We start from the raw sequence: 24078 nt of genomic DNA on the forward strand, positions 1-24078 counted from the left end.
AGGGACCGGTGGACGGCCGCCGGGTGCGGTGTGCGTACCCGGCGGCCGGGGTCGTCAGCCGACCTGTTCCTCGTAGTACTTCGTGATCGTGTCGAGCGTCTTCTTCGCCGACTGCTGCCCGTTGATGAGCTTGCCGACCTCGGTGGTGGTGGGGTCGGTGCCGAGCTCCTTGCCCTCGATGGCCCAGGTGGCGGCCTCGTTGGCGTAGGCGCTCGAGATCGGGTCAGCGGCCTCGATCTCCTTCGTGTACAGCGCGAACGAGTCCTTGGCGGCCTGCGAGGTGAACGGGTAGTCGATGTCGAGCCCGTTCTCCACCGGCAGGAACCCGTTGGTCGCGGAGAGCTTGGTGTAGTTCGCCGGCTCGTACATGTACTCGATGAACTTCTTCGCGGCGGCACCGCGGGCGTCCGAGTTCGCGAACCCGACGATGTTGCCGCCGTAGTTGATCTCCGTGGCGTGGGTCGGGTCGGCGGGGGTCGCTGCGCTCGCCCAGTCGAAGTCCACGTTCGACGCGAAGTCCGAGGTCTGCCAGACACCGGAGAAGTACGCGACGACCTGGCCGCTCTTGAACAGCGCGTTCGGGTCCTGCCCACTGGCCCAGACGGACTTCGGCATGGTCTCGTCGTCGTTCATGTCGGCGAAGTCCTGCAGGGCGCCGACCATCTTCCCGTCGCTCTCGAACGAGCCGTCCTCCTGCTGCTCGAGGAAGGTCGTGCCCTTCGTGTACATGTAGGCACGCAGCCGCGACGGCGAGGCGTCGAACGTCAGGTCGTACTTGGCGCCGGTCTTCGCCTTGACCTCGTCGGCGGCCTTCAGGAACTCGTCCCAGGTCCACGCCTTCGCCGGGTCGGTCGGGTAGCTGACCCGGGCCTTCTCGAACAGCGACTTGTTCACGAACAGGCCCGCCGCGGTGATGTCGGACGGGATCGAGAGGACCTTGCCGTCCTCCGCCTTCGCGATGAGGTCCTGGTTGATGCCGTTCGCCTCCTTGCCCGTGACCGAGCTGAGGTCGACCGTCTGCGACGTCCAGATCGGGTCGATGGCGGCAGCGCGGACCACGTCCGGCAGCGACTTCGCCTGGGCGGACTCGCGGAGCTTCGTCTGCAGGCCGTCGTACGGCAGGTTCACGATCCGGACGTTGACGCCCGACTCCTTCTCGTAGGCGGTCGCCAGGTCCTGGTAGCCCTTCTCCTGCGCGGTCGAGGTCGACAGCCAGAACGTCAGCTTGTCCACCTTCCCGCCGTCGTCCCCGGAACCTCCGGAAGCGCAGCCGGAGAGGAGCGCGAGGGCGGCGAGGCCGCCGGCGAGTGCGAGCACTCGTTTGGATGACTTCATCGTCACTGCTTTCGTTCGGGCCACGGACTGTTCGCCGTGGACGAGCATTCGGGATGTCTCGGCCGAGGGTCCAAGGTCTACACGATCGGCGACCGGTTGGGCAAGCGCTTTCCCGCATTTGTCCTCACATCCACATCGGCCGGGAGGCTCGGCTCGCCCAGGTGCACACGTCCGGTTCCCGACGGGGCCGGTTCCGCCGCTGGAGGGGCGGAAACCGCTAGCCTGACGCCGGACGCGCACAGCAGCGCGCACCGGAGAGGACGCCCGTGTCGGACCGCAGCACCGCGACCCTGGCGGACGTGGCCCAGCGCGCCGGGGTCTCCCTCGCCACGGCGTCCCGCGCGCTCAACGGCAGCGCACGACGGGTCCGTCCCGAGTTCCTGGAGCGCGTCCACGTCGCGGCCCGCGAGCTGCACTACACCGCGAACGTGCAGGCCCAGGCGGTGGCGCGTGGCACCACGACCTCGTTGGCGCTCGTCGTCGGTGACATCGCCGACCCGTACTTCGCCGCGATCGCCGCCGGGGCGATCCGGGCCGCCGACGAGGCCGGGCTCGTCGTCACGATCACCTCGACCGGCGGGGACGCCTCCCGCGAGCGCGAGGTGCTCGACGTCGTCGCCGGGCTCCGTCCCCGCGCCGTCGTGCTCGCCGTCAGCCGTCACCTGGGCGGGAACGGCGATGCGGTCCGCGACGGCATCGCCGCCCTCGTCGCCGGGGGCGCCGGGGTTTCGGCGCTCGTGTCCGACGTCGACGGGGCCGCGGCCGGCGTGGAAGGCGTGCACGCGCTCGTCGTCCGGAACCTCAGTGGTGCCGCGGCCCTGGCCGGGGCGCTCGTCGAGCAGGGGCACCGGTCCTTCGCCGTGCTGGCGGGGGAGCCCGACCTGGTCACGGCGCACGCCCGGGTCGAGGGCTTCGTCGCGGGGCTCGCCGCCCACGGCATCCGGCTCGACCACGGGGCCGTGATCCCGTCGGCGTTCTCGCGGGACGGCGGCTACCAGGCCATGACCCAGCTGCTCGACGCGGGGTCGCCGCCGCGGTGCGTGTTCGCCGTCACGGACCTGATGGCGGTCGGGGCGCTGACGGCGATCCGGGAGCGCGGGCTCGTGCCGGGCGTCGACATCGGGGTGGCGGGCTTCGACGACGTCCGGATGCTCGTCGACGTGGTCCCGGCGCTCAGCACCGTGCGGCTGCCCCTCGAGGAGATCGGGGCGCGGGCGGTCCGTCGGGCACTCGGAACGGACGACGACGCGGACGACGTCGACGGCGAGGTCGTCCTGCGCGCGAGCACCGCCCGCTGACCCCTCCCCGGCGGCGTTCCCGAGGCGCGAGCTCCGCGACCGGTCACGACACCCCGCACGCGGGTCGTCCACCGGCCACAGCTCGTCGTCCCGCGCCCCTCCGACCGACGCTTCTCGACCGCTCGGCAGACGTGAGCGGGGTGTCCTGACCACTCGGCGCCCCGCCGCCGACCCCGGGGCTGCGCTCCGAGCACGGTGTGGTGTACGGTGCCGGGCAAGCGCTTTCCGCACCGGCGGGAGCAGCTCGGCGAGCAAAGGAGCACGCGTTGACCACCCGCACCCTCGGCATCATCATGAACGGCGTCACGGGACGCATGGGCTACCGGCAGCACCTCGTCCGCTCGGTGCTCGCGATCCGTCAGGACGGCGGTGTGCTGCTGCCCGACGGCTCCCGGGTGCAGCTCGAACCGGTGCTCGTCGGCCGCAACGCCGGCAAGCTCGAGGAGATCGCCCTCCGTCACGGACTGGAGCACTGGACGACCGACCTCGACGCCGCGCTCGCCGATCCGCGCTGGGACGTCTTCGCCGACTTCGCCGTCACGAGTGCCCGCACCGACGCGATCCGTCGCGCAATCGCCGCGTGCAAGGCGGTCTACACCGAGAAGCCCACCGCGGAGACCTCCGCCGAGGCCCTCGAGCTCGCCCGCCTGGCCGCCGAGGCCGGCGTGCCGAACGGCGTCGTACACGACAAGCTCTACCTGCCTGGTCTGCGCAAGCTCGCCCGGCTGATCGACTCCGGGTTCTTCGGCCGGGTGCTCTCGGTCCGCGGCGAGTTCGGCTACTGGGTCTTCGAGGGAGACTGGCAGGACGCCCAGCGCCCGAGCTGGAACTACCGCAGCGAGGACGGCGGCGGCATCGTCGTCGACATGTTCCCGCACTGGAACTACGTCCTCGAGCAGCTCTTCGGTCGCGTCGAGTCGGTGTACGCCCGCGCCGTGACCCACATCCCCGAGCGCACGGACGAGCAGGGTCACGCCTACCCGGCGACCGCGGACGACGCCGCCTACGGGGTCTTCGACCTGGCCGGCGGGATCACCGCGCAGATCAACTCGAGCTGGGCCGTGCGGGTGGACCGCGACGAGCTCGTCGAGTTCCAGGTCGACGGCACCCACGGCAGCGCGGTCGTCGGGCTGTTCGGCTGCCGGGTCCAGCCGCGCACGACGACGCCGAAGCCGGTGTGGAACCCGGACCTCCGCGACGACCGCGACTACCGCGGCCAGTGGCTCGAGGTCCCGGACAACGACGAGTACGGCAACGGCTTCCGTGCGCAGTGGGAGGACTTCCTGCGCGACCTCGTCGCCGGCCGTCCGCACCGGTACGACCTGCTCTCCGGCGCCCGCGGTGTCGCGCTGGCCGAGGCCGGCCTCCGGTCGAGCGCCGAGGGCCGCCGCGTCGACCTGCCGGAACTCCACCTGCCGGAGCCGCACCGGACGGCCGGAGCCGACCCGAGCCTCCAGGCGGTCTCCGCATGACGGACCTGACCCTGCTCGCCGCCGACGGCACCACCCGGACGGTGCCCCTGCAACCGGCGCCCACCTGGACCAAGCCCGACGGCCTGCTGACCGAACGCGTCGTGTACGCCGCCGCCCACGTCGTGCCCCGCGGCGGGTCCGAGACCACCCCCGGCGCCCCGGCCGACCTCGACTGGGACAGCACCCTGGCCTTCCGGCACCACCTGTGGTCCTGGGGCCTCGGCGTCGCCGACGCGATGGACACCGCGCAGCGCAACATGGGCCTCGACCCGGCTGCGACCCGCGAGCTCGTGACCCGCAGCGCCGCCGAGGCCGCGGGCGTCGGCGGCCGCATCGTCGTCGGGGTGAACACCGACGACCTGCCCTCCGAGGACGCCAGCCTCGACGCGATCGTCGACGCCTACGTCCGCCAGCTGCACCACGCCGAGGACGCCGGCGCCGGCGTCGTGCTCATGGCCAGCCGCCACCTCGCGCGCGCTGCGTCCGGGCCCGACGACTACCGCTCCGTCTACGAGCGGGTCATCGCCCGAGCCGGCGCCCCCGTCGTGCTGCACTGGCTCGGGGCCGCGTTCGACCCGGCGCTCGCCGACTTCTTCGGCGACGAGCGGTCGGCACCCGAGACGGTGCTCGCCGTGATGCGCGACGCGGGCGAGCGGGTCAGCGGCATCAAGATGAGCCTGCTCGACGCGTCGGCCGAGGTCGCCCTGCGCGCCCGCCTGCCCGAGGGCACACGGATGTACACGGGCGACGACTTCCACTACGTCGACCTCATCGCGGGCGACGGGGACGCGCACTCGGACGCGCTGCTCGGGGCCTTCGCCGCCGTCGGGCCGGCCGCGTCCGCTGCGATCCGTGCCCTGCCGGACGAGACCGCGTTCCGGGCGGTCCTCGGTCCGACCGAGGCCCTCGCGCGCCACGTCTTCTCGGCGCCCACGTGGTTCTACAAGACCGGGATCGCGTTCCTGTCCTGGCTCAACGGTCACCAGCCGTCGCCGGCGATGGTCGGCGGCCTGCACGCGGGCCGCAGCCTGCCGCACCTGTCGGAGACGGTCCGGCTCGCCAACGACTGCGGTGCGCTCGAGCAGCCGGAGCTCGCCGCCCGGCGCTGGCACGCGCTGCTCGCGGTACACGGGGTGGACCGGCACGTCACGTCCGTCGGTGGTGCACAGCCGGCCGGGAGGCCCGGTTCGGCTGGCGACGTCGCTCCGGCCGGGAGGCTCGGCTCGGCTGCCGACGTCGCTCCCGTCCCCGAGTCGGTCGCGTGAGCGCCCCGGCTCCGGCGCGTCCGCTGCCGGCGGTGGGCGCGGCCCGGCTCTCGCTGAACCAGGCGACGCTCAAGTACGCCTCCCTGGCCGACGCCATCGCGGCGGTGACCGCCGCGGGTCTCGAGGCGATCGGGACCTGGCGCGAGCCGGTCGCCGACGTCGGGCTCGACGAGGCCGTGCGGATGGTCCGCGACTCCGGGCTCCGCGTGTCGACGCACTGCCGGGGCGGGTTCTTCACCCTGGCCGACGGTGCAGAACGCCGGCTGGCGATGGACGACAACCGGCGGGCGATCGACGAGACCGCCGCGTTGGCCGATGCCGGCGCACCCGGGTCCCGGCCCGTGCTGGTCCTCGTCGCCGGGGGACTGCCCGTCGGCTCGAAGGACCTCGGCGCCGCGCGTGCCCGGGTCGCCGACGCCCTGACCGAGCTCGTGCCGCACGCCCTCGACGCCGGGGTCCAGCTCGCCGTGGAGCCCCTGCACCCGATGTACGCGGCCGACCGTGCCGTGGTCTCGACCCTGGCGCAGGCCCTCGACCTCGCCGCGCCGTTCCCCGCCGAGGCGGTCGGCGTCGCCGTCGACACCTTCCACGTGTGGTGGGACCCCGCGCTCGAGTCGTCCATCGCCCGCGCCGGTGCTGCCGGGCGCATCGCGACCTACCAGGTGTGCGACTGGGTCACGCCGCTCGCCGCCGACCCCCTGCTCTCGCGGGGCTACCCGGGCGACGGGCACATCGACTTCGGCCCGATCGGTGCCGCGGTCGCCGCCGCCGGGTACACCGGGGACGTGGAGGTCGAGATCTTCAACCAGGCCGTGTGGGACACCGCGCCAGCCGTCGTCGTCGACCGGGTCGTGCGGAGCGTCGCCGCCCACGTCCCGCTGGGGCCGGCATGACCGCCGTGCTCCGGTACCGCGGCCCCGCGACCACCTGGACCGACGCGCTCCCCGTCGGCAACGGCCTGCTCGGGGCGATGTGCCACGGCGGCGCGCTCGTCGACCGGCTCGGCATCAACGACGGGTCCGCCTGGTCGGGCACGGTCGCCACTGAGCACGTCGACCCGCTCGACCCGCAGACCGTCCGGGCAGCGCTCGCCGAAGCCCGCGCCGCGATCGCCGAGGAGCGCTTCGACGATGCCGCGGACGCCCTCCGACGAGTGCAGCACCGGCACACGCAGGCGTTCATGCCGTTCGTCGACCTGCTCGTGACGATCACGCCCGACGGGGACGGCCTCGTGCAGGAGCACGAGCGGACGCTCGACCTCGCGACCGCCACTGCGACGACGTCCTTCGTGCTCGACGGCCAGCCCGTCCGCACGGCGACCTGGGCATCGTGGCCGGACCGGGTGCTCGTGCACGAGCTGGTGTTCCCGTCGTCGGGCGTGGGGGTCGTGGACGTGTCGCTCGAGACGCTGTTGCATGCGCCGCTCGACGGGTCGTCCGGTCCGGCGGCTGCAGGGGCTGCGGGGGCTGCCGCCGGTGTGGCGGTGGCCGGGGATGCCGCCGGTGTGGTGGCGCACGGGCTGGGCGACGCGGCGCTGCTCGTCCGGCTGCCGAGCGACGTCTGGCCGCCCCACGACAGCGACGTGCAAGACCCGGTGCGCTGGGACGGCCCGGCGCTCGAGGGTGCCGCCGTGCTCCGGGTCGTCGACGGCGACGGACGTCCCATCGCGTCGGGTGCTGGCGCTGGCGCTGCCGGCGCTTCGGGCGACCACGTCCGGGTGACGGCCCGCGGCACCGTCCGGATCGTGCTCGCCACGGCGACGACGGCGCAGGGAGCCGGCCGCGAGCCGACCGGTACCGCGGCGGACGCGGCCGCGACGGCGCTCGGCATGGTCGACGCCGCGGTCGCCATGGGCATCGACCGGGTCCACGACGCCCAGCGCGCCGACCACGCCGCCCTGGTCGATCGGTTCACCCTGACGCTGCCGGACGGCGACCACGTCGACGACACGACCGACGAGCGTCTCGCCCGAGTCGCGGAGGACGGCATCGCGACCGACCCCGGGTTCGCCGCGCTCCTCGTCGCGTACGGCCGCTACCTCCTCATCTGCTCGTCCCGCCCCGGTGGCCTGCCCGCGACGCTGCAGGGCATCTGGAACGCCGCACTCCGGCCGCCGTGGAGCGCGAACTACACCACGAACGTCAACCTCGAGATGGCGTACTGGCCCGCCGAGGTCACCGCCCTGCCCGAGACGGTCGAGCCGCTCGTCGCGCTGGTCCAGGCCGTCGCCCGCAGCGGGGAGCAGACCGCAGCCCGGCTGTACGACGCTCCCGGGTGGGTGGCGCACCACAACACCGACGCCTGGGGCTACACCCAGCCGATCGGCGAGGGACAGCACGACCCCGCCTACGCGTTCTGGCCCATGGGAGCGCTCTGGCTGCTCGACCCGCTCGTGGCGCACGCCGACCACGGTGCCGACGACTCCTTCGTGCGCGACGTACTGCTGCCGCTCGTCGCCGGCGCGCTCGAGTTCGTCGACGCCTGGCTCGTCACCGGCGACGACGGGACGCGGCACACGGTCCCCTCGACCTCGCCGGAGAACCACTTCGTCACCGCGACCGGTGCCCCCGGGGCGGTGGACACCGACGCCGCGATGGACCTCGCGCTCATCGGCATGACGGTGTCCGCCTACCGACGTCTGTCGGCGCGGATCGGGCAGACGCCGGACCCGCGACTGGCGGCGCTCGCCGACGCCCTGCCAGCGATCGAGCCGGGAGCCGACGGAGCCGTGCCGGAGTGGCGTGCGGACCGGCCGCACGCCGAACCGGGGCACCGCCACGTGTCCTCGCTCGTCGGCGCCTACCCCGGCACCGAGCCGCTGGACGGGCCGATGGCCGCAGCGGTCACCCGGACGCTCGACGCCCGCGGCGACGACTCCACCGGGTGGTCCCTCGCGTGGAAGCTCGCGCTCCGAGCCCGGCTCGGCGACACCGCCGCGATCGGTCGACTCCTGCCGCTCGTGTTCCGGACGATGGACGGCGTCGACGACGAGGGGCAGCGGGGCGGGCTCTACCGCAACCTGTTCGCCGCCCACCCGCCGTTCCAGATCGACGGCAACCTCGGCTTCGTCGCCGCGGTGGCCGAGATGCTCGTGCAGTCGCACCGCGGTGGCATCGACCTGCTCCCGGCCGTGCCCGAGGCCTTCGCGCACGGATCCGTCCGCGGGCTCGTCGCCCGACCCGGCATCGACGTCGACGTGACCTGGGGTGCGGTGGGCGAGGACGGCGCGGAACTGCTGCAGGCTGACCTGCGGGCACGCACGCCGAGGGCACTCGGCGACCACGTCGTACGGCACCGCGGGCGCGAGGTCCTGGTCCGGCTCGCCGCGGTCGGCGTCCGCGTCCGGGTGGTGTTCTCCGCCTGACCGTCGGCGGTCGCTCGGCGGTTGCTCGCACCGTGCGCGTTGCTCCGGCCCGTGCGAGGTCGACCACCCCGTGCGGGACGTCAGCGTCGCACGGTGTGGTCGACCTCGCACCAGAGCGAACCACCGCGGGCTCAGCGGCGCTGGACGAGCACCACGCTGTCGAGCAGCTCGTGCACGGTGCCGTCGTCGCGGGCGACGGAGCGCGGGCGCAGCTCGGCCGTGACGACCGTCCAGGCGCCGACGGCGGCCTCGAGGTCAGCACCCTCGCCGCGGTCCACCCCGAGCGCGGCCAGGTCGTCGTCCGGCGTCGGGAACCGGTAGGACCGCAGCTCCTCGGGCAGTTCGCCGGGCGGGGCGGCGTGCGCGGTGACCAGGAGGTGCCCGCCGGGTGCCACGAACCGGGTCGCCCGGCGCAGGATCGCCGCGCGGGGGATCTCGATCGGCCACGACTGCAGGAACGAGGCCGTCACCAGGGTGAAGCGCTCCTCGGTGTCCCACGTCGCCAGGTCGCCGGCGTCGAACCGCGCGAGGTCCTCGACGCCAGCGTCCGCAGCGGCCGCGCGACCTCGGGCAGCGGCGGTGGGGGAGAGGTCGACACCGGTCGCCCGCCACCCCCGCGAGGCCAGCCACAGCACGTCACCGCCCTCGCCGCAGCCGAGGTCGAGCGCAGAGCCGACGGGCCCCTGCTGCTCGAGCGTCGCGACGACGTCGGCGAGCACGGCGTTCACCCGGCCCGACCACATCCGGTCCCCGTCGGCGTACCGGGACTCCCAGTACGTCGCGGCGTCGGGCAGTGCCTCGGGCGACTCGTGCTCGTGCTCGTGCGTGTGCATCCGCCCAGTGAGACACACCAGACCGCCCGGACGCGAGCCCCGTTGCCGAACCGGCAACGCCGCACCGTGCGCGTTCCGCCGGCCCGTGCCAGGTTGACCACTCCGTGCGGGACGCCAGCGGCGCACGGCGTGGTCAACCTCGCACCAGAGCAAGCGCGCGACAGCTACTCCGTCGGCACCGCGTCCGCGTGCTCGATGCGGGCGCTCGCCGTGGCCATGTGCTCGTCCATCGCCCGGAGCGTCGCGGCGACGTCCCGCGTCCGCATGGCGTCGTAGATCGCCCGGTGCTCGTTGTACGCGGCCTCGGTGGCCTCCCGCGTGCTGACCCGGCGGCCGACCCACACGCTCAGCATCGACCGGAGACTCTGCAGCAGGTCCGCGAGCACGTCGTTGTCGGCGGCGCGGGCGAGCTGCACGTGGAAGCGGACGTCGGCCTCGATGAACGCGGAGGGGTCGTCGAGGGTGGCCTCCTGCCGGTCCAGGTGGTCGCCGAGTGCGTCGAGTTCCTCGTCCGTCGCCCGCTGCGCCGCCAGGATCGCCGCGGTGCGCTCGAGCGAGGACCGGATCTCGAGCAGTTCCCGCGTGCGGTTCGACGCGAGCATCAGCCCCCACGAGAGCGTCGTCGGCAGCAGGTCGGACATGCCACCGCGCAGGTACGTGCCCGAGCCCGGCCGGATCTGCACGATGCCGAGGATCTCCAACGCGGCGAGGGCCTCGCGCACCGCGGACCGACCGACACCGAGCCGTTCGGCGAGCACGCGCTCGGACGGCAGACGCGACCCGGGGGCCAGGTCGCCGGCGGTGAGCAGCGACACGAGCTGCCGGGCGACCTCGGACGCGGGGGACCCGACCGGCACCGACTCGAGCTCGAGCCGGATGTTGAGTGGGTCGTTCTCGCTGAACGCGGGCATGTGCCGAGCGTAGCGGTGCCGTGCTCGCCGACCCGGCGCCGCGCACGAATCGGTCAACCGGTTGACAACTCGTTTGGATCGGCGCAGGATGGTCCGCGTTCCAACCCCGACCAACGTCGTTCCCCCAGCAGGAGTCACTGTGGACATCCCCGCCACCCGAGGCATCCCGACCTCGGTCGTCGAGAAGACGACCATCCGGAAGATCGCCATCCGCATCGTGCCGTTCGTGGCGCTGATGTTCTTCATCAACTTCCTCGACCGCACCGCGATCTCCTTCGCGGCCCCGAACGGCATGGAGGCCGACCTCGGCCTGACCGCCGCGCAGTTCGGCTTCGCGTCCGGGGTCTTCTTCATCGGCTACCTCGTGCTCGAGGTCCCGTCGAACCTCGCGCTGCACAAGTTCGGCGCCCGGATCTGGCTCGCCCGCATCATGATCACGTGGGGCATCGTCTCGCTGCTCTTCACGTGGGTGCAGAACTACCCGCAGCTGGTCGGGCTGCGCTTCCTGCTCGGCATCGCCGAGGCGGGGTTCTTCCCGGGCGCGATCCTGTTCCTCTCCACCTGGGTCCCGGCACGCCACCGCGGCAAGATGCTCGCGCTGTTCTACCTGGCGCAGCCGCTCACCAGCGTCATCGGGTCCCCGCTCGCAGGGTGGCTGATGACCCACGAGGGACTCCTCGGCGGCCTCGCCGGCTGGCGCTTCATGTTCCTCTGCGTCTCGATCCCGGCGATCATCGTCGGCGTCCTGTGCCTCTTCGTCCTCAAGGACAAGCCGTCCCAGGCCAAGTGGCTCGACGAGGACGAGAAGGTCTGGCTGGAGACCGCGCTCGCGAAGGAGGCCCAGGGCAAGAACGACGGCCACGGCAAGGGCGCCCTGCGCTCCGCGTTCGGCAACGGCCGCGTCTGGATGCTCGCGTTCGTCTACTTCGGCTTCATCTACGGCCTCTACGCGCTGAGCTTCTTCCTCCCGACGATCATCGACGGCTTCCAGGAGCAGTTCGGCACCTCGTTCGACCTGTTCCAGAAGGGCCTCATCACGGCGATCCCGTACGTCCCCGCCGCAGTCGTCCTGTACTTCTGGTCGCGTGACGCCTTCCGCCGCGGCGTGAAGGTCTGGCACATCGCGCTCCCCGCCCTCGTCGGTGGCCTGAGCATCCCGGTGGCGCTGTTCATGAACTCGCCGGCAGCCACCGTCGCCGTCATCGCGGTCACGGCCTGCGCGATCTTCGCCGCCCTGCCGAACTTCTGGACCATGCCGACGCAGTTCCTCACCGGGGCCGCAGCAGCAGCGGGCGTCGCGCTCATCAACACGATCGGCAACCTCGGCGGCTTCGCTGCCCCGTACATCACGGGCATCGTCAGCGAGTGGACCGGTGGCTACCAGGTCCCGATGTTCATCGTCGGCTTCTTCATGGTGCTCTCGAGCATCCTCATGGTCGTCGTGTCCCGCCAGCACCGCGGCGAGACCGGCACCGCCCCGACCACCACCGACGCCGACCGCGCGGTCACCACGGAGGCAGGCGCATGACCCGGCTGTTCAACGACCCGGCGGACTTCGCCGACGAGATGGTGGACGGCTTCGTCGCGGCGAACCAGTCCCGCGTCCGGCGCGTCCACGGCGGGGTCGCCCGGTCCACGGCGAGTCCGGACGGCACGGTCGCCCTCGTCATCGGCGGCGGCTCCGGCCACTACCCGGCGTTCGGCGGGCTCGTGGGCCACGGGCTCGCGGCCGGAGCGGCGATGGGGAACCTCTTCGCCAGCCCGTCCGCGCAGCAGGTGACCGCGGTCGCGAAGGCCTCCGAGCACGGCGGCGGGGTGCTGCTGTCCTACGGCAACTACGCCGGCGACGTGCTGAACTTCGACGCCGCCGAGCGCGCCCTGCGCGCCGAGGGCATCGACGTCCGCACGGTCCGCGTCACCGACGACATCGCGTCCGCCCCGGCCGCTGAGGCGCACAAGCGTCGCGGCATCGCGGGGGACCTCTGCGTGTTCAAGGTCGCCGGTGCCGCCGCGGAACAGGGCATGACCCTGGACGAGGTCACCGAGATCGCCACCAGGGCCAACGACCGCACCCGGTCCTTCGGGGTCGCGTTCTCCGGCTGCTCCCTGCCCGGTGCCGACGAGCCCCTGTTCACGGTCCCGGAGGGCCGCATGGCGATCGGGATGGGCATCCACGGCGAACGCGGCATCGACGAAGCCGACGTCCCGTCCGCTGCCGACCTGGCCCGGCTCCTCGTGGAGCGCCTCCTCACCGAGCTCCCCGACGGCGTCACGGCGGACGGCGCCCACGTCGTCCCGATCCTGAACGGCCTGGGGAGTGTGAAGTACGAGGAACTGTTCGTCGTCTACGCCACCGTCCAGCGCCTGCTCACGGACGCGGGAGCCGTGGTCGTCGAGCCCGAGGTCGGCGAACTCGTCACGAGCTTCGACATGGCCGGGGTCTCCCTGACGCTGTTCTGGCCGGACGCGGAACTCGAAGAGCTCTGGGCAGCGCCGGCCGACACGCCCGCGTACCGGAAGGGCGGCGCGGTCCCGCAGGAGCGCCTGCCCGAGCACGTCCTCACCGCCCACGTCGCCGCGCCGGTCACCCCCGGCACCCCGGACTCGCAGGCCTCCGCCCGGATCGTCGCCGACGCCGTCGCCGCGATCCGCACCACGATCGACGCGCACGCCGACGAACTCGGTCGCATCGACGCCGTCGCCGGTGACGGGGACCACGGCATCGGCATGCAGCGCGGCTCGACCGCCGCCGACGCGGCCGCTCGGGACGCCGCCGACCGCGGTGCCGGTGCCGGCAGCGTCCTCGCGATCGCGGGGGACGCCTGGTCCGACAAGGCCGGTGGCACCTCCGGCGCGATCTGGGGTGCCGCCCTGGAGGCGCTCGGTCGCGTCCTCGGCGACACCGACCGGCCCGACCCGTCCACCGTCCAGCGCGCGGTGCATGCCGCGACCGACGCGGTCCTCGCCTTCGGCGCGGTCGTCGGCGACAAGACCATGGTCGACGCCCTCGTCCCCTTCGACGACACGTTCGCCGAGCGGGTCACCGCGGGCGACGACCTGGTCACGGCGTGGACCGCGGCGTCCGACGCGGCCCAGCGCGCCGCCGACGCCACTGCGGCGCTCCTGCCCCGCATGGGTCGGGCCCGGACGCACGGCGAGGACGCGGTCGGCACCCCCGACGCGGGTGCCGTGTCGTTCGCGCTCATCACCGCGGCAGTCCTCCGGACGCTCGACGTCCCGGCCTGACCACGACGCAGCCCGCAGCCCGCAGCACCAGCACCACCACCACCACCACGCGCACCAGTACCAGCACCAGCACCAGCACCAGCACCACACGAGAGGCACCCCCATGAGCGAGCAGTTCCGTCTGGTCGTCGGCTCCGACGACGCCGGCTTCGACTACAAGGAGGTCATCAAGCGTGACCTCGAGGCCGACCCGCGCGTCGCCAGCGTCGTGGACGTCGGCGTCGACGCGGACGGCCACACCGCCTACCCGCACGTCGCCGTCGACGCCGCCCGCCTGGTCGCGAACGGCGAGGCCGACCGCGCGATCCTCATCTGCGGCACCGGACTCGGCGTCGCGATCGCCGCGAACAAGGTCCCCGGCATCCGTGCCGTCACCGCGCACGACTCCTTCAGTGTCGAGCGCTCGGTCCTGTCGAACGACGCCCAGGTCCTCTGCATGGGCCAGCGGGTCGTCGGGGTCGAGGTCGCACGGCGGATGGCGAAGGAGTGGCTCGGCTACACCTTCGACCAGAGCAGCGCCAGCGCCGAGAAGGTCAACGCCATCTGCGAGTACGACGGCAGCGCCCCGGTCGGGACCGACGCATGACCCGGGCCACGGCGACGCCCCGACTGACGATCGGGGTGTCCCTGAAGATGTACTTCGGCCACGCCCGCACGATCGCGTGGGCCGAGGCCGTGGCCGACATCGCCCGCACGCACCCGGTCGTGACCGACGGCACCGTCGAGCTGTTCGTCATCCCGACCTTCCCGTCGCTCGTCCCGGTGCGGGCAGCGCTCGAGGGCTCCCGCGTGCTCCTCGGCGCGCAGGACCTGGCGTGGGCGGACGAGGGCGCCTTCACCGGCGAGGTCTCCGGCCGTGAGCTCGCGGAGATCGGCGTCGACCTCGTCGAGATCGCGCACGCCGAACGACGCTCCCTGTTCCACGAGTCGGACCAGGACGTCGCCGGGAAGGTGCACGCCGCCTTCCGCAACCACCTGCGGCCGCTCATCTGCGTCGGCGAGTCGACCCGAGCCTCTCCCCACGAGCTCGGCCGTCACGCTGCTCCGCAAGCTCCGCAGCGCGCCGGTACCGGCTCGCGTGGGCCCAACCCGGAAGAGGTGACCGACGCGATCAGGGAGGTGACCGCCCAGCTCGACCGCTTCGTGGCCACCGCGGTGGCGGACGGCATCGCCGGTCCCATCATCGTGGCCTACGAGCCGGTCTGGGCCATCGGCGCACCCGAGCCCGCGCCCGACGATCACATCGTCGCGGTGCTCGCCGGCATCGAGGCCCACCTCGCCACCCGACCGGAGCTCGCCGGCAGCGTCGTCATCTACGGCGGCAGCGCCGGTCCCGGCCTGCTGACGCGGGGCCGGGGCCGCATCGGCGGGTTGTTCCTCGGCCGCTTCGCCCACGACCCCGCCGCGATCCGGACGATCCTCGACGAGGCCGAGCAGCTGGGGGCCGACGCGTGACCTCCCTCCTCGGACTCTCGACGTACGCCTACTTCTGGCGGATGTCCGACCGCGTCCCCGCGCCGATGTCCCTCGAGGACGTCCTCCGTGACGCGGCCGCGCACGACGGCGTCGACCTGTTCCAGATCTGCGACCACCTGCCGCTCGACACCGCGTCGGACGAGCGGCTGGCCGAGCTGAGGACCCTGGCCGACGACCTCGGCCTCGTGCTCGAGGTCGGCACCCGCGGCACGGCGCCGGAGCACCTCGCCCGGTACCTGCACGTCGCCGAGCAGCTCGGCGCGACGCTCGTCCGGTCGATGTGGACGAGCGGCGACGACCGTCCCGACGCGGTCGAGACCGAACGGCGACTCCGCCAGGCCCTGCCCGCGTACGAGGCCGCCGGCGTCACGCTCGCCCTCGAGACCTACGAGGTCGTGCCCACCGCGGACCTCGTCGACGTCGTCGCCCGGATCGGCTCCGACCACCTCGGGATCTGCCTCGACCCGGCGAACACCGTGGCTGCCCTCGAGCACCCGGCGGACGTCGTCGCGTCGACCGCCCCGTACGTCGTGAACTGGCACGTGAAGGACGCCGACTTCACCCGCACCCCGGGCTGGGTCGGCTTCCAGTACACCGGCGTGCCGATCGGCACCGGTCGCATCGACCACGTCGCCATCCGGGACGCGATCGACCCGGACACCCGGGGCGTCAACCGTGTCATCGAGTTCTGGCTCCCGTGGCAGGACGACACCGTCGCTGCCGAGCCGGAGCCCGACGAGACACCCGCACAGACCACCACCCGCATCGAGGCGGCGTGGACCGAACACACCATCGAGTACACCAGGAGCAGGGAATCATGACCGACACCGCCATCAGCCACACCACCGCAGCCGGCTCGGGCACCGCCGACGTCACCGTCGCCGTGATCGGCGCCGGCGGCAAGATGGGCACCCGCGTCTCGAACAACTTCGCCAAGAGCGAGTACACGACGCGCTACAGCGAGGCCTCGCCCGCCGGCCAGGAGCGCATCAAGGACCTCGGCCGCGAACTGACCGACAGCATCGAGGCCGCCAAGGTCGCCGACGTCGTCATCCTCGCCGTGCCGGACGTCCTGCTCGGCACCGTCTCGGAGCAGCTCGTCCCCGAGATGCGCGCCGGTGCCACGATCCTGACGCTCGACCCCGCCGCGGCCTACGCGGGCCTCCTCGCCAAGCGCGAGGACGTCCACTACGCCGTCGCGCACCCGTGCCACCCGTCCGTGTTCCTCGAGCGGACCAGCAAGGAGGAGTGGGACGACACCTTCGGTGGCATCGCCGCCCCGCAGGAGGTCATCGCGGCCTTCGACGCCTCCGAGTCGCTCGGTGACGCCGACGGCAGCGCCCAGGCCATCGCCGAGGCCGTCATCACGACCATGTACGCGCCCGTCATCCAGGTGCACTGGGTCACCGTCAAGCAGCTCGCCGTGCTCGAGCCGACCCTCGTCGAGACCATCGCCTGCATGATCGGCGACTTCCTCCACGACGCCCTCGAGGAGACCGTCAACGGCGTCGGCGTGCCCCGCGAGGCCGCCCGCGCCATGCTCTACGGCCACACCTGGATCGCGCTGACGAACGGCCTCCGCGGCTCGAACCCGTTCTCCGACGCCTGCCACATCGCGATGGGCTACGGCCGCGAGAAGCTCATCAAGGAGGACTGGAAGCAGGTCTTCGACGACAGCGAGCTCGACAGCGTGATCGCCAAGATGCTGAAGATCGACGCGATCAAGCGCTGAGCGACCGCCCGGTCGACCCCCGCGGGCCCCAGGCCTCGTCGAGCGTGATGCTCACGAGGCCCGGGGCCTGCAGTGCGTGCACAGCGCGGCGGAACCAGGCGTCCGCAGCGGGGGAGTGCTGCTCCGGGTCCGTCGCGTCCGGCACGAACTGGGGCCCGTGACCGTCCTCCACGTCGGCGCGGGTCACCGGGACCGGCGTCGAGGTGGCGACGGCGTTGAACCGGGGACGCAGGGTCACCGGTCCGACGTGGAGCGGTCGGCCTGCGGCCAGCCTGGAGGCACTCATCGCCACCCAGCGCAGCATCCGCACCGCCTCGGTCACCTGGGCACGGGACCGGTCGTGCATCTGCGGCGTCACGCTGAAGGTCAGGGGGCCGTCCCAGTCGCGGAGGAGCTCGATCGCCCGGTTCAGTTCGGTGAAGTGCGCGCGGGTGCCGGCGACGACCTCGAGGCCGCCGTCCGCCCGGGCCGCTTCCCGCAGCGCCTGCTGCAGGGACGGCGTCGTCACGTGGGTGCGCGGGTCGAACGCCCCGACGCGGACCACCGCGCCGCTGCCGAGCACGTCGTCGATCGCGGCGCGCAGTGCCACCGGGTCGTCGGTCACGAACCGGACGTCGAGCGGGGCGTGGACGGCGTCGCGGCGGGCCGACGCGAGCACCGCGGCGGCGTTCGGTGCCCCGACGACCGGTTCGACCAGGATCGGCACGCCCGGTCGCAGCTCGTCCTCCGCCGGGCGCAGCGCTGCCGGAGCCGACGACGCGAGCAGCTGGAGCACCGGGGCGGGACCGGACACGGGGTCCATCGCCGGGTCGTCGACGGGCGGGACGTCCGAGAGGACCGTCACCGTGCCTCCCGTCCGCACGTGCGCGCAGCGCAGGGTGAGGGCCTGCCGGACGGACGCACCGGGCGCGAGCGCGACCGGGAACGGCTCCGCGAGGGGTGTCGAGTAGGTCTTGAAGGACGCGTCGGACCAGTTCCGCTGGTCCTCCATCTCGAAGACGTCCCCGGTCAGGGTCATCGCGACCGCGATCGTCCCGGCGGTCCAGCGGTACCCGACCACGTCGACGGCGGGCTGGTGCGGGGCGATCCAGCGCGGGTACGCCGTGACGGACGGCCGACCGTCGGGGTGCTCGACGACCAGGGGCACCCCCGCGAGCCCGGCGGGGTGCAGCGCGACGAGCCCGATGCGGTTGCGGCGGAACGGGCGGAGCGTCGTCGCGGACCCGTCCACCCGCAGGACGTCGCCCTCGATCCGCACCGCGAGCGTGTACTCGAGCGCGTCATCGCCGTCGAACCCGCTCCGCGCACCGATCCGCACGTCCACGCCCGTGCTCGTCCGTTCGACGGTCCGCGTGACCAGGGTGTCCTCGGCGGTCCGCCAGTCGTGGTCCCGCGTGACGAACCGCACGGCGCGCAGCACCGGCGTGCCGTCGTGGGTGAGGTCCGCGACCTCGGTCCCGCGCAGCCGAAGGCGCCACGGGCCGACCGTGACGTCCTCGTCGGGGGTGGCGTCCGGCCAGGCGTCCGCGCGTGCGTCGTCGTCGATCACGGCGTCAGTCAACCCCGTCCCGCGCTCCACCGCCAGTACCTGCGAACCGGTTGACCATTCCGCGCCGATCGGTACGCTGAGCGGACGGACGGGGCGACGGCGCCCCGCGGGACGGGGCAGATGCGATGACCGGGCGACTCGACGGCAAGGTGGCGCTCGTGACGGGCGCGGGATCGGGGATCGGGCGGGCGATCGCCGACCGCTTCGTCGCCGAGGGCGCCCGTGTGGTCTACGCCGACCGGAACACCGACGCGGCGACGACGGCGGCCGGGGCGGCCGGTGCCCTCGCCGTCCCGCTGACGATGGACATCGCGTCCGAGCCCTCGGTCGCCGACGGGTTCGCGTCGCTCGCGGACGACGGCCTCGTGCCGGACGTCGTGGTCGCGAACGCTGGTGTGCAGCTCTTCGGCCAGGACGCCGCCGTGGCCGACGTGTCGCTCGAGGCCTGGGAACGCACGCTCGCCGTCAACCTGACGGGCACGTTCCTGACGCTCAAGCACGCCGTGCGGGCGATGCGGCCCCGCGGCGGCGGCTCGATCGTCTGCACGGGCAGCCCGACGGGCTTGAACGGGGAGGGCTCGACCTTCGCGGCGTACTCGTCGACGAAGGGCGGCATCCACGCGCTCGTCCGCTCGACGGCCATGGCGTACGCGCCCGACGGCATCCGGGTGAACACCGTGGTCCCCGGGTACACCGAGACCGGCCTGGTGTCGACGATCGCGACCGACCCGGCGGCGCGGGCGGCCATCGTCGCGCGCACGCCGCTCGGCCGCGCGGGGACGCCGGACGACGTGACCGGGATCATGGTCTACCTGGCCAGTGACGAGTCGTCCTTCGCGACCGGCGCCGAGTTCCGTGTCGACGGCGGCATGACGAGCCTGTAGCCGGTCAGCTCATCCGGGTCGACGCCACCCCGCCGTCCACGTCGATGGTGCCGCCGTGCACGAACACGGCCTCGTCCGAGGCGAGCCACCGCACCGCGAACGCGATGTCGACCGGCCGCACGGGCACCCCGGCGGGGGTCCCGGCCGTCATCGCCGCCAGCACGTCGGCGGAGTCCGCGTTCCCCGGCGTCGCCGTCGCACCCGGCGCCACCGTGCTGACCCGCACCCCGCTCGGCCCGAACTCGGCCGTCCACGCCCGGGTCAGCTGCTCGACGGCGGCCTTCGTCGCCGGGTAGAGCGCCATGAAGGGCACCCCGACGCGGGCCATCCACGACCCGATGTTCACGACGACGCCGGAGCCCCGCGCGGCCATCGCCGGGGCGAGCTCCCCGACGAGCACGTGCGGCGCCCGGAGGTTCGTCGCCCAGAGCTCCTGCATCGCCGCGTCGGAGACGGTCGCGGTGGGGCCTCCGGGGTAGACGCCGGCGTTGTTCACGAGCACGTCGACCCGCCCGCCGAGCGCCTCGGTCGCCCTGGCGGCGAGGTCACGGACGGCGTCGGGCTCGTCGGACAGGTCGGCACGGACGGCGACCGCGTCGCCGCCCTGCGCGGTGATGGCGTCCACCACCCGCTGGGCGCGCTCGGCACTGCGACCGGACACGGCGACCCGGGCACCGGAGGCCGCCAGGACCCGGGCGATCGCCTCGCCGATGCCGCTGGTCGCGCCGGTCACGAGGGCGGTGCGGCCGGCGAGCCGGTCGTCACGGGGGAGGGAATCGAGGACTGCGTCGTTGGTCTGCATGCCGTCCAGCCTCCGGGTGGTACCGGCCCGTCGGGTTGCCCGGATCCGCGAGGTCCTTGCCCGATCCCGCACGAGCCCGGAGTGGTCGCCGCCGCCCACGGCCGGGCGGGGTTGGATGAGCACATGGACGACCGCACCAGCGACCCCCTCGACCGCGCCCTCGCGACCGCGCTCCGCCGTGTCGAGGACCGCCGCACGGTGCCGGAGCTCGGCCTCGTGGTCTCCCGCGTGCACGACACCACGCCGCTCGGCTACCAGCGCTACACGCCGTCGCTCTCGGTGGTGCTCGCCGGGCGCAAGCGCTCGGTCGTGGGGGACGACGACCAGGTCTGGGGCCGCGAGCACTTCATCATCACGCCCGTCGACCTGCCCGTCATCGCCGGGGTCGTCGAGACCGTGCCCGAGGTCGGCTTCGTGTCCGCCGTCTGGCAGCTCGACGCGTCCGTCGTGGCCGAGGTCGCCGGCGCGATGGCCCGCGCGACCCCGTCCGACCAGGAGCCCGGGCGGCTCGGCACCTGGACACCCGGACTGGCCGACGCCTTCGCCCGGCTCGTCGCCCTCATGGACACGCCCGAGGACGTCCCCGTCCTCGCACCCCTGCTCAGCCGGGAGGTCGTGCTCCGGCTCCTGCAGACCGACCAGGCGCCGCGCATCCTCGCCGCGATCGGCACCGGCGAGGCCGAGGTCGTCGTCGCCGCCACCCGCCTGCTCACGGAGCGGACCGCCGAGCCGTGGTCGATGGCCACGCTGGCCGATGCCGTCCGCACGAGCGAGTCCACGCTCTACGCGCGCTTCCGGAGCGCCACGGGGATGTCGCCCATGCAGTACCTCAAGCGGCTCCGCCTGGGGGAGGCCAAGCGCCGGATGGTCGTCCACGGCGACACCGCGGCCCAGGCTGCGTCCGCCGTCGGCTACCGCAGCGCCTCGCACTTCTCGCGGGACTACCGCGCCGCCTACGGGCGCCCACCGGCCGAGGACGCGGCCGTCGCGCGCACCCACTTCGCGCTCGTCCCGGCCTGACCCGACGGACAGGAGGCTCACCCCGGCCTGGCAGGACACCGTCAGCCCGGGGCGAGTCTGTGACGGGCCGCAGGAACTCCCCGCCGTTCCCCAGCCGGGATCAGGTTCGTGACCAATACGTTATCTTCCCGAGTCGCCGCACGAGACGGGCGGTTCTGACCCGGAAGGAACCATGGGACGCCACGCACTGCCAGCAGGTGACGACGACCGTCGACCCGCATCCACCACCGTCCCCAGCTCCACCGCCAGCGTCACCGCACCCGCATCCGCAGCCCGCGCCCGTGGCCGTCGTGCCGCCGCCGGACCCGCGGTCGCCCGCACCACCTTCGTCGAGCACGAGCAGCCGGCCCGCGTGGTCGCCCTCGCGCCGACCCGCGCCGCACGCCCCTTCGTGGTGGCACCGTCCGCGGCCGGGTCGTCAGCTGCCGCCGCCGTCTCGCGGAACGCTGCGCTCCGTGCCGAGCGGGCCGTCGACCCGCGGCACGTCCGCCGCGCTGCCAACGCCAAGCGTGCCGCGCTCCTGCTCGCTCCGGCCCTGGCGATCACCTCGACCCTGTCGTTGTCGATCCCCGCGAACGCCGCGACGCCCGACGCGCCTCCGGTGCCCGCGACGACGGCGTCCGAGCACCTGCAGACCTTCACGGTCGCCCACGACGTCGAGGTCCCGATCATCTCCTCGGACGGCATGACGACGACCTCGGTCGTGTCGTACCCCACGCTCGTGCTCCGGTTCGGCGTCACCACCGCCCAGGCGCAGGCCGCGCTCTCCGCAGCGCTGTCGCCCGGCGGTGACCGGGCCACCGTGCTGCAGACGGCACTGGCGTACATGGGCGACCCGTACGTCGAGGGCGGTGCGAGCCACGCCGGCATCGACTGCTCCGGGCTGACGATGGTGGCGTACCAGGCCGTCGGCATCCCGCTCGCGCACTACGTCCCCACGCAGGACGCCGCCGCGACGACCATCCCCGCGTCCGAGGCCAAGCCGGGCGACATGGTCGTCTACGACAACGAGGACCACGTCGGGCTGTACCTCGGCGACGGCCTCGTGCTGCAGGCCCCGCACCCCGGCGAGGTCGTGGACATCGTCCCGATGTACTCGGCTGCGCACCACTTCGCCCGACTCCTGCCCGCCGGTTCCTGACGCCCCGCGTCGGGCGCACCCGGCGTGCCCTGGAGCCGCGGGTCCACCGGGCCGACGGCCGCACTGCCGAGTGGGGCCGAGCCTCCCGTAAGCTGGAGTGATGGCCACCGAGATCCGCACCCCCTTCGAGGAGCAGAGCGCAGCAGCCCGCTCCGCCCGACCGCAGGTGCGCCCTCGCACCGAGGGCTGGAAGCAGGCGACCGACACCGACGGCCGACCACTGCTGCAGTTCGCGTCGCCGAAGCGGGGCAAGCCGCCGGTGCACCTCGCCGACATGACGACCGAGGAACGCGAGGCCGCCGTCGTGGCCCTCGGCCTGCCGAAGTTCCGGGCCAAGCAGCTCGCGACCCACTACTTCACGCACTACACGTCCGACCCGGCGAAGATGACCGACCTGCCGGCGGCCCACCGCGAGCAGCTCGTGCAGGGCATGCTCCCGCCGCTGCTCACCGAGACCCGACGGCTGGCGACGGACAAGGGCGACACGATCAAGTTCCTCTGGAAGCTGCACGACGGAGCCCTGGTCGAGTCGGTACTCATGCGCTACCCCGGCCGGATCACGCTGTGTGTCTCGTCGCAGGCCGGGTGCGGCATGAACTGCCCGTTCTGCGCCACGGGCCAGGCCGGACTCACGCGGAACATGTCGACGGCGGAGATCATCGAGCAGATCGTCCGGGCCAACGCCGCCATCGCCGCGGGGGAGCTCGGGGGTGACCCGCGCAAGGGCGGACAGGACCGCGTCGACGCCGAGCGCGTGACGAACATCGTCTTCATGGGGATGGGGGAGCCGCTCGCCAACTACAAGCGCGTGATGGACGCCGTCCGGTTGATGGTCGCTCCCCAGCCGAACGGGCTCGGGATGAGTGCCCGTGGCATCACCGTGTCGACCGTGGGGCTGGTGCCCGCGATGCTCAAGCTCGCGGACGAGGGCATCCCGGTCACCTTCGCGCTCTCCCTGCACGCGCCCGACGACGAACTCCGCGACGAGCTCATCCCGGTGAACTCGAAGTGGAAGGCCGACGAGGCCATCGACGCCGCCCACAACTACTACGTCAAGACCGGCCGGCGGGTGTCGATCGAGTACGCCCTCATCAAGGACATGAACGACCACGCCTGGCGTGCGGACCTGCTGGCGGAGAAGCTCAACAAGCGCGGCAAGGGCTGGGTGCACGTGAACCCGATCCCGCTCAACCCGACCCCCGGCTCCGTGTGGACGTCGTCCGAGGTCCACGTGCAGGACGAGTTCGTCCGCCGACTCAACGCCGCCGGCATCCCGACGACCCTCCGCGACACCCGCGGCAAGGAGATCGACGGCGCCTGCGGGCAGTTGGCCGCGGCGGAGTAGTTGGCTGGCGCCGAGGGTCGTCCTCGGCGCTCGTCTCAGGAGGCACGGTGCTCATCGGCACCGTGCCTCCCGTCGTTCCCGGGGTCGCGTCCGGTGTTCGTCGCCCGGATCTCCGCCGGTCATGCGGGGTCCGCCCGGCGTTCACCGGCACGCGACACGCCCGGGTGCGACGACGGTTGGCGGGGCCCTGGGGCCGTGTGTAAAGTAATCACTCGTTGCCGCTGATGCGGAGAACGGAACGGCCGAGACGGTCACAGGGTGAACACCCTGAGACGCAGTCCGGACGGGGTCCCGGTCAGGCAACCATCGCCGGTGTTCTTCACCGGTGGTCACAACCAAGAACGAATGCCTCTCTGGCGGAATCCTTCACGGGTCGAGCGGGGAGTGCGTCTGGTCCTTGAGAAC

General features: G+C 73.1%; 20 protein-coding genes. 15 read left to right on the forward strand and 5 right to left on the reverse strand.

The annotated features are described in order from the left end of the window. Positions 1-54: 54 nt before the first annotated feature. On the reverse strand, positions 55-1335 hold the full coding sequence (locus BIU98_RS02505) for an extracellular solute-binding protein (protein WP_139200524.1): 1281 nt from the start codon (positions 1333-1335) through the stop codon (positions 55-57). 266 nt (positions 1336-1601) lie between these two features. Between BIU98_RS02505 and BIU98_RS02510 the strand changes: the two genes are divergently transcribed. The 5 genes from BIU98_RS02510 to BIU98_RS02530 all read left to right on the forward strand — a co-directional run bounded on the left by BIU98_RS02510 (position 1602) and on the right by BIU98_RS02530 (position 8734). Next, a complete protein-coding gene (locus BIU98_RS02510) occupies positions 1602-2633 on the forward strand; it encodes a LacI family DNA-binding transcriptional regulator (RefSeq protein ID WP_071270933.1) in 1032 nt (343 codons plus the stop codon). A gap of 293 nt (positions 2634-2926) precedes the next feature. Next, complete coding sequence (locus BIU98_RS02515) at positions 2927-4105, forward strand: Gfo/Idh/MocA family protein (RefSeq protein WP_071271029.1); 1179 nt, start codon at positions 2927-2929, stop codon at positions 4103-4105. Beyond that, positions 4102-5370: a DUF993 family protein gene (locus tag BIU98_RS02520; RefSeq protein WP_071270936.1), complete on the forward strand. Its 1269-nt coding sequence runs from the start codon at positions 4102-4104 to the stop codon at positions 5368-5370. Before BIU98_RS02515 ends, BIU98_RS02520 begins: the two co-directional genes overlap by 4 nt. Then, entirely contained in the window at positions 5367-6263 is an 897-nt protein-coding gene (locus BIU98_RS02525; protein ID WP_254787772.1) for a sugar phosphate isomerase/epimerase, read from the forward strand. Before BIU98_RS02520 ends, BIU98_RS02525 begins: the two co-directional genes overlap by 4 nt. Then, positions 6260-8734 carry a glycoside hydrolase N-terminal domain-containing protein gene (locus BIU98_RS02530; protein ID WP_071270939.1) on the forward strand — a complete coding sequence of 825 codons (2475 nt, stop codon included), beginning with the start codon at positions 6260-6262 and terminating at the stop codon, positions 8732-8734. Before BIU98_RS02525 ends, BIU98_RS02530 begins: the two co-directional genes overlap by 4 nt. A 131-nt stretch (positions 8735-8865) precedes the next feature. On the opposite strand, the gene BIU98_RS02535 is transcribed toward BIU98_RS02530, so the two are convergent. Both BIU98_RS02535 and BIU98_RS02540 read right to left on the reverse strand, forming a co-directional pair. Then, complete coding sequence (locus tag BIU98_RS02535; RefSeq protein ID WP_071270942.1) at positions 8866-9567, reverse strand: bifunctional 2-polyprenyl-6-hydroxyphenol methylase/3-demethylubiquinol 3-O-methyltransferase UbiG; 702 nt, start codon at positions 9565-9567, stop codon at positions 8866-8868. A 164-nt stretch (positions 9568-9731) separates the two neighbouring features. Further along, positions 9732-10478, reverse strand: a complete 747-nt coding sequence (locus BIU98_RS02540; protein ID WP_071270945.1) for a FadR/GntR family transcriptional regulator — start codon at positions 10476-10478, stop codon at positions 9732-9734. A 139-nt stretch (positions 10479-10617) separates the two neighbouring features. Here BIU98_RS02540 and BIU98_RS02545 point away from each other — a divergent pair, with 139 nt between their 5' ends. The 6 genes from BIU98_RS02545 to BIU98_RS02570 all read left to right on the forward strand — a co-directional run bounded on the left by BIU98_RS02545 (position 10618) and on the right by BIU98_RS02570 (position 16932). Next, on the forward strand, positions 10618-12006 hold the full coding sequence (locus BIU98_RS02545; RefSeq protein WP_071270948.1) for an MFS transporter: 1389 nt from the start codon (positions 10618-10620) through the stop codon (positions 12004-12006). Continuing rightward, positions 12003-13724 carry a dihydroxyacetone kinase family protein gene (locus BIU98_RS02550; protein WP_071270951.1) on the forward strand — a complete coding sequence of 574 codons (1722 nt, stop codon included), beginning with the start codon at positions 12003-12005 and terminating at the stop codon, positions 13722-13724. Before BIU98_RS02545 ends, BIU98_RS02550 begins: the two co-directional genes overlap by 4 nt. A 103-nt stretch (positions 13725-13827) precedes the next feature. Next, positions 13828-14310 carry a ribose-5-phosphate isomerase gene (locus tag BIU98_RS02555; protein WP_071270954.1) on the forward strand — a complete coding sequence of 161 codons (483 nt, stop codon included), beginning with the start codon at positions 13828-13830 and terminating at the stop codon, positions 14308-14310. Then, the gene (locus BIU98_RS02560) at positions 14307-15179 is read left to right on the forward strand and encodes a triose-phosphate isomerase family protein (RefSeq protein ID WP_071270957.1); all 873 of its coding nucleotides are present in this window, start codon (positions 14307-14309) and stop codon (positions 15177-15179) included. The genes BIU98_RS02555 and BIU98_RS02560 overlap by 4 nt, the downstream gene beginning before the upstream one ends. Continuing rightward, positions 15176-16021: a sugar phosphate isomerase/epimerase gene (locus tag BIU98_RS02565; RefSeq protein ID WP_139200525.1), complete on the forward strand. Its 846-nt coding sequence runs from the start codon at positions 15176-15178 to the stop codon at positions 16019-16021. The genes BIU98_RS02560 and BIU98_RS02565 overlap by 4 nt, the downstream gene beginning before the upstream one ends. After that, on the forward strand, positions 16018-16932 hold the full coding sequence (locus tag BIU98_RS02570; RefSeq protein WP_071270960.1) for a phosphogluconate dehydrogenase C-terminal domain-containing protein: 915 nt from the start codon (positions 16018-16020) through the stop codon (positions 16930-16932). The genes BIU98_RS02565 and BIU98_RS02570 overlap by 4 nt, the downstream gene beginning before the upstream one ends. Here the strand turns inward: BIU98_RS02570 and BIU98_RS02575 are convergent. After that, complete coding sequence (locus tag BIU98_RS02575; protein ID WP_071270963.1) at positions 16922-18481, reverse strand: hypothetical protein; 1560 nt, start codon at positions 18479-18481, stop codon at positions 16922-16924. The two genes, BIU98_RS02570 and BIU98_RS02575, sit on opposite strands and share 11 nt — an antisense overlap. Positions 18482-18606: 125 nt before the next feature. On the opposite strand from BIU98_RS02575, the gene BIU98_RS02580 reads away from it, so the two are divergent. Next, positions 18607-19365 (forward strand): SDR family NAD(P)-dependent oxidoreductase, encoded by a 759-nt coding sequence (locus BIU98_RS02580; protein WP_071270966.1) that lies wholly within the window; start codon positions 18607-18609, stop codon positions 19363-19365. Between the two features lie 4 nt (positions 19366-19369). Here the strand turns inward: BIU98_RS02580 and BIU98_RS02585 are convergent, their stop codons facing one another. Continuing rightward, positions 19370-20167 (reverse strand): SDR family NAD(P)-dependent oxidoreductase, encoded by a 798-nt coding sequence (locus BIU98_RS02585; protein ID WP_071270969.1) that lies wholly within the window; start codon positions 20165-20167, stop codon positions 19370-19372. 123 nt (positions 20168-20290) lie between these two features. Between BIU98_RS02585 and BIU98_RS02590 the strand changes: the two genes are divergently transcribed. The 3 genes from BIU98_RS02590 (at position 20291) to rlmN (ending at position 23673) form a co-directional block, all read left to right on the forward strand. Further along, positions 20291-21187: an AraC family transcriptional regulator gene (locus BIU98_RS02590; RefSeq protein ID WP_071270972.1), complete on the forward strand. Its 897-nt coding sequence runs from the start codon at positions 20291-20293 to the stop codon at positions 21185-21187. A gap of 172 nt (positions 21188-21359) precedes the next feature. After that, positions 21360-22328, forward strand: coding sequence for a C40 family peptidase (locus tag BIU98_RS18360; protein WP_083392902.1), 969 nt, complete (start codon positions 21360-21362; stop codon positions 22326-22328). A 100-nt stretch (positions 22329-22428) separates the two neighbouring features. Then, positions 22429-23673, forward strand: a complete 1245-nt coding sequence (gene rlmN / locus BIU98_RS02600) for a 23S rRNA (adenine(2503)-C(2))-methyltransferase RlmN (protein WP_071270975.1) — start codon at positions 22429-22431, stop codon at positions 23671-23673. The last annotated feature ends 405 nt before the right edge of the window (positions 23674-24078 follow it).

The sequence above is a fragment of the Curtobacterium sp. MMLR14_010 genome, assembly GCF_001865015.1.
Classification (GTDB): domain Bacteria; phylum Actinomycetota; class Actinomycetes; order Actinomycetales; family Microbacteriaceae; genus Curtobacterium.

Excerpts from the sequence above, each read along its gene's own strand:
- BIU98_RS02555 (WP_071270954.1), top strand. The coding sequence starts at position 13,828 with ATGAGCGAGCAGTTCCGTCTGGTCGTCGGCTCCGACGACGCCGGCTTC.
- BIU98_RS02530 (WP_071270939.1), top strand. The coding sequence starts at position 6,260 with ATGACCGCCGTGCTCCGGTACCGCGGCCCCGCGACCACCTGGACCGAC.
- BIU98_RS02570 (WP_071270960.1), top strand. The coding sequence starts at position 16,018 with ATGACCGACACCGCCATCAGCCACACCACCGCAGCCGGCTCGGGCACC.
- BIU98_RS02515 (WP_071271029.1), top strand. The coding sequence starts at position 2,927 with ATGAACGGCGTCACGGGACGCATGGGCTACCGGCAGCACCTCGTCCGC.
- BIU98_RS02550 (WP_071270951.1), top strand. The coding sequence starts at position 12,003 with ATGACCCGGCTGTTCAACGACCCGGCGGACTTCGCCGACGAGATGGTG.
- BIU98_RS02585 (WP_071270969.1), bottom strand. The coding sequence starts at position 20,167 with ATGCAGACCAACGACGCAGTCCTCGATTCCCTCCCCCGTGACGACCGG.
- BIU98_RS02520 (WP_071270936.1), top strand. The coding sequence starts at position 4,102 with ATGACGGACCTGACCCTGCTCGCCGCCGACGGCACCACCCGGACGGTG.
- BIU98_RS18360 (WP_083392902.1), top strand. The coding sequence starts at position 21,360 with ATGGGACGCCACGCACTGCCAGCAGGTGACGACGACCGTCGACCCGCA.
- BIU98_RS02505 (WP_139200524.1), bottom strand. The coding sequence starts at position 1,335 with ATGAAGTCATCCAAACGAGTGCTCGCACTCGCCGGCGGCCTCGCCGCC.
- BIU98_RS02540 (WP_071270945.1), bottom strand. The coding sequence starts at position 10,478 with ATGCCCGCGTTCAGCGAGAACGACCCACTCAACATCCGGCTCGAGCTC.
- BIU98_RS02560 (WP_071270957.1), top strand. The coding sequence starts at position 14,307 with ATGACCCGGGCCACGGCGACGCCCCGACTGACGATCGGGGTGTCCCTG.
- BIU98_RS02590 (WP_071270972.1), top strand. The coding sequence starts at position 20,291 with ATGGACGACCGCACCAGCGACCCCCTCGACCGCGCCCTCGCGACCGCG.
- rlmN (WP_071270975.1), top strand. The coding sequence starts at position 22,429 with ATGGCCACCGAGATCCGCACCCCCTTCGAGGAGCAGAGCGCAGCAGCC.
- BIU98_RS02580 (WP_071270966.1), top strand. The coding sequence starts at position 18,607 with ATGACCGGGCGACTCGACGGCAAGGTGGCGCTCGTGACGGGCGCGGGA.
- BIU98_RS02535 (WP_071270942.1), bottom strand. The coding sequence starts at position 9,567 with ATGCACACGCACGAGCACGAGCACGAGTCGCCCGAGGCACTGCCCGAC.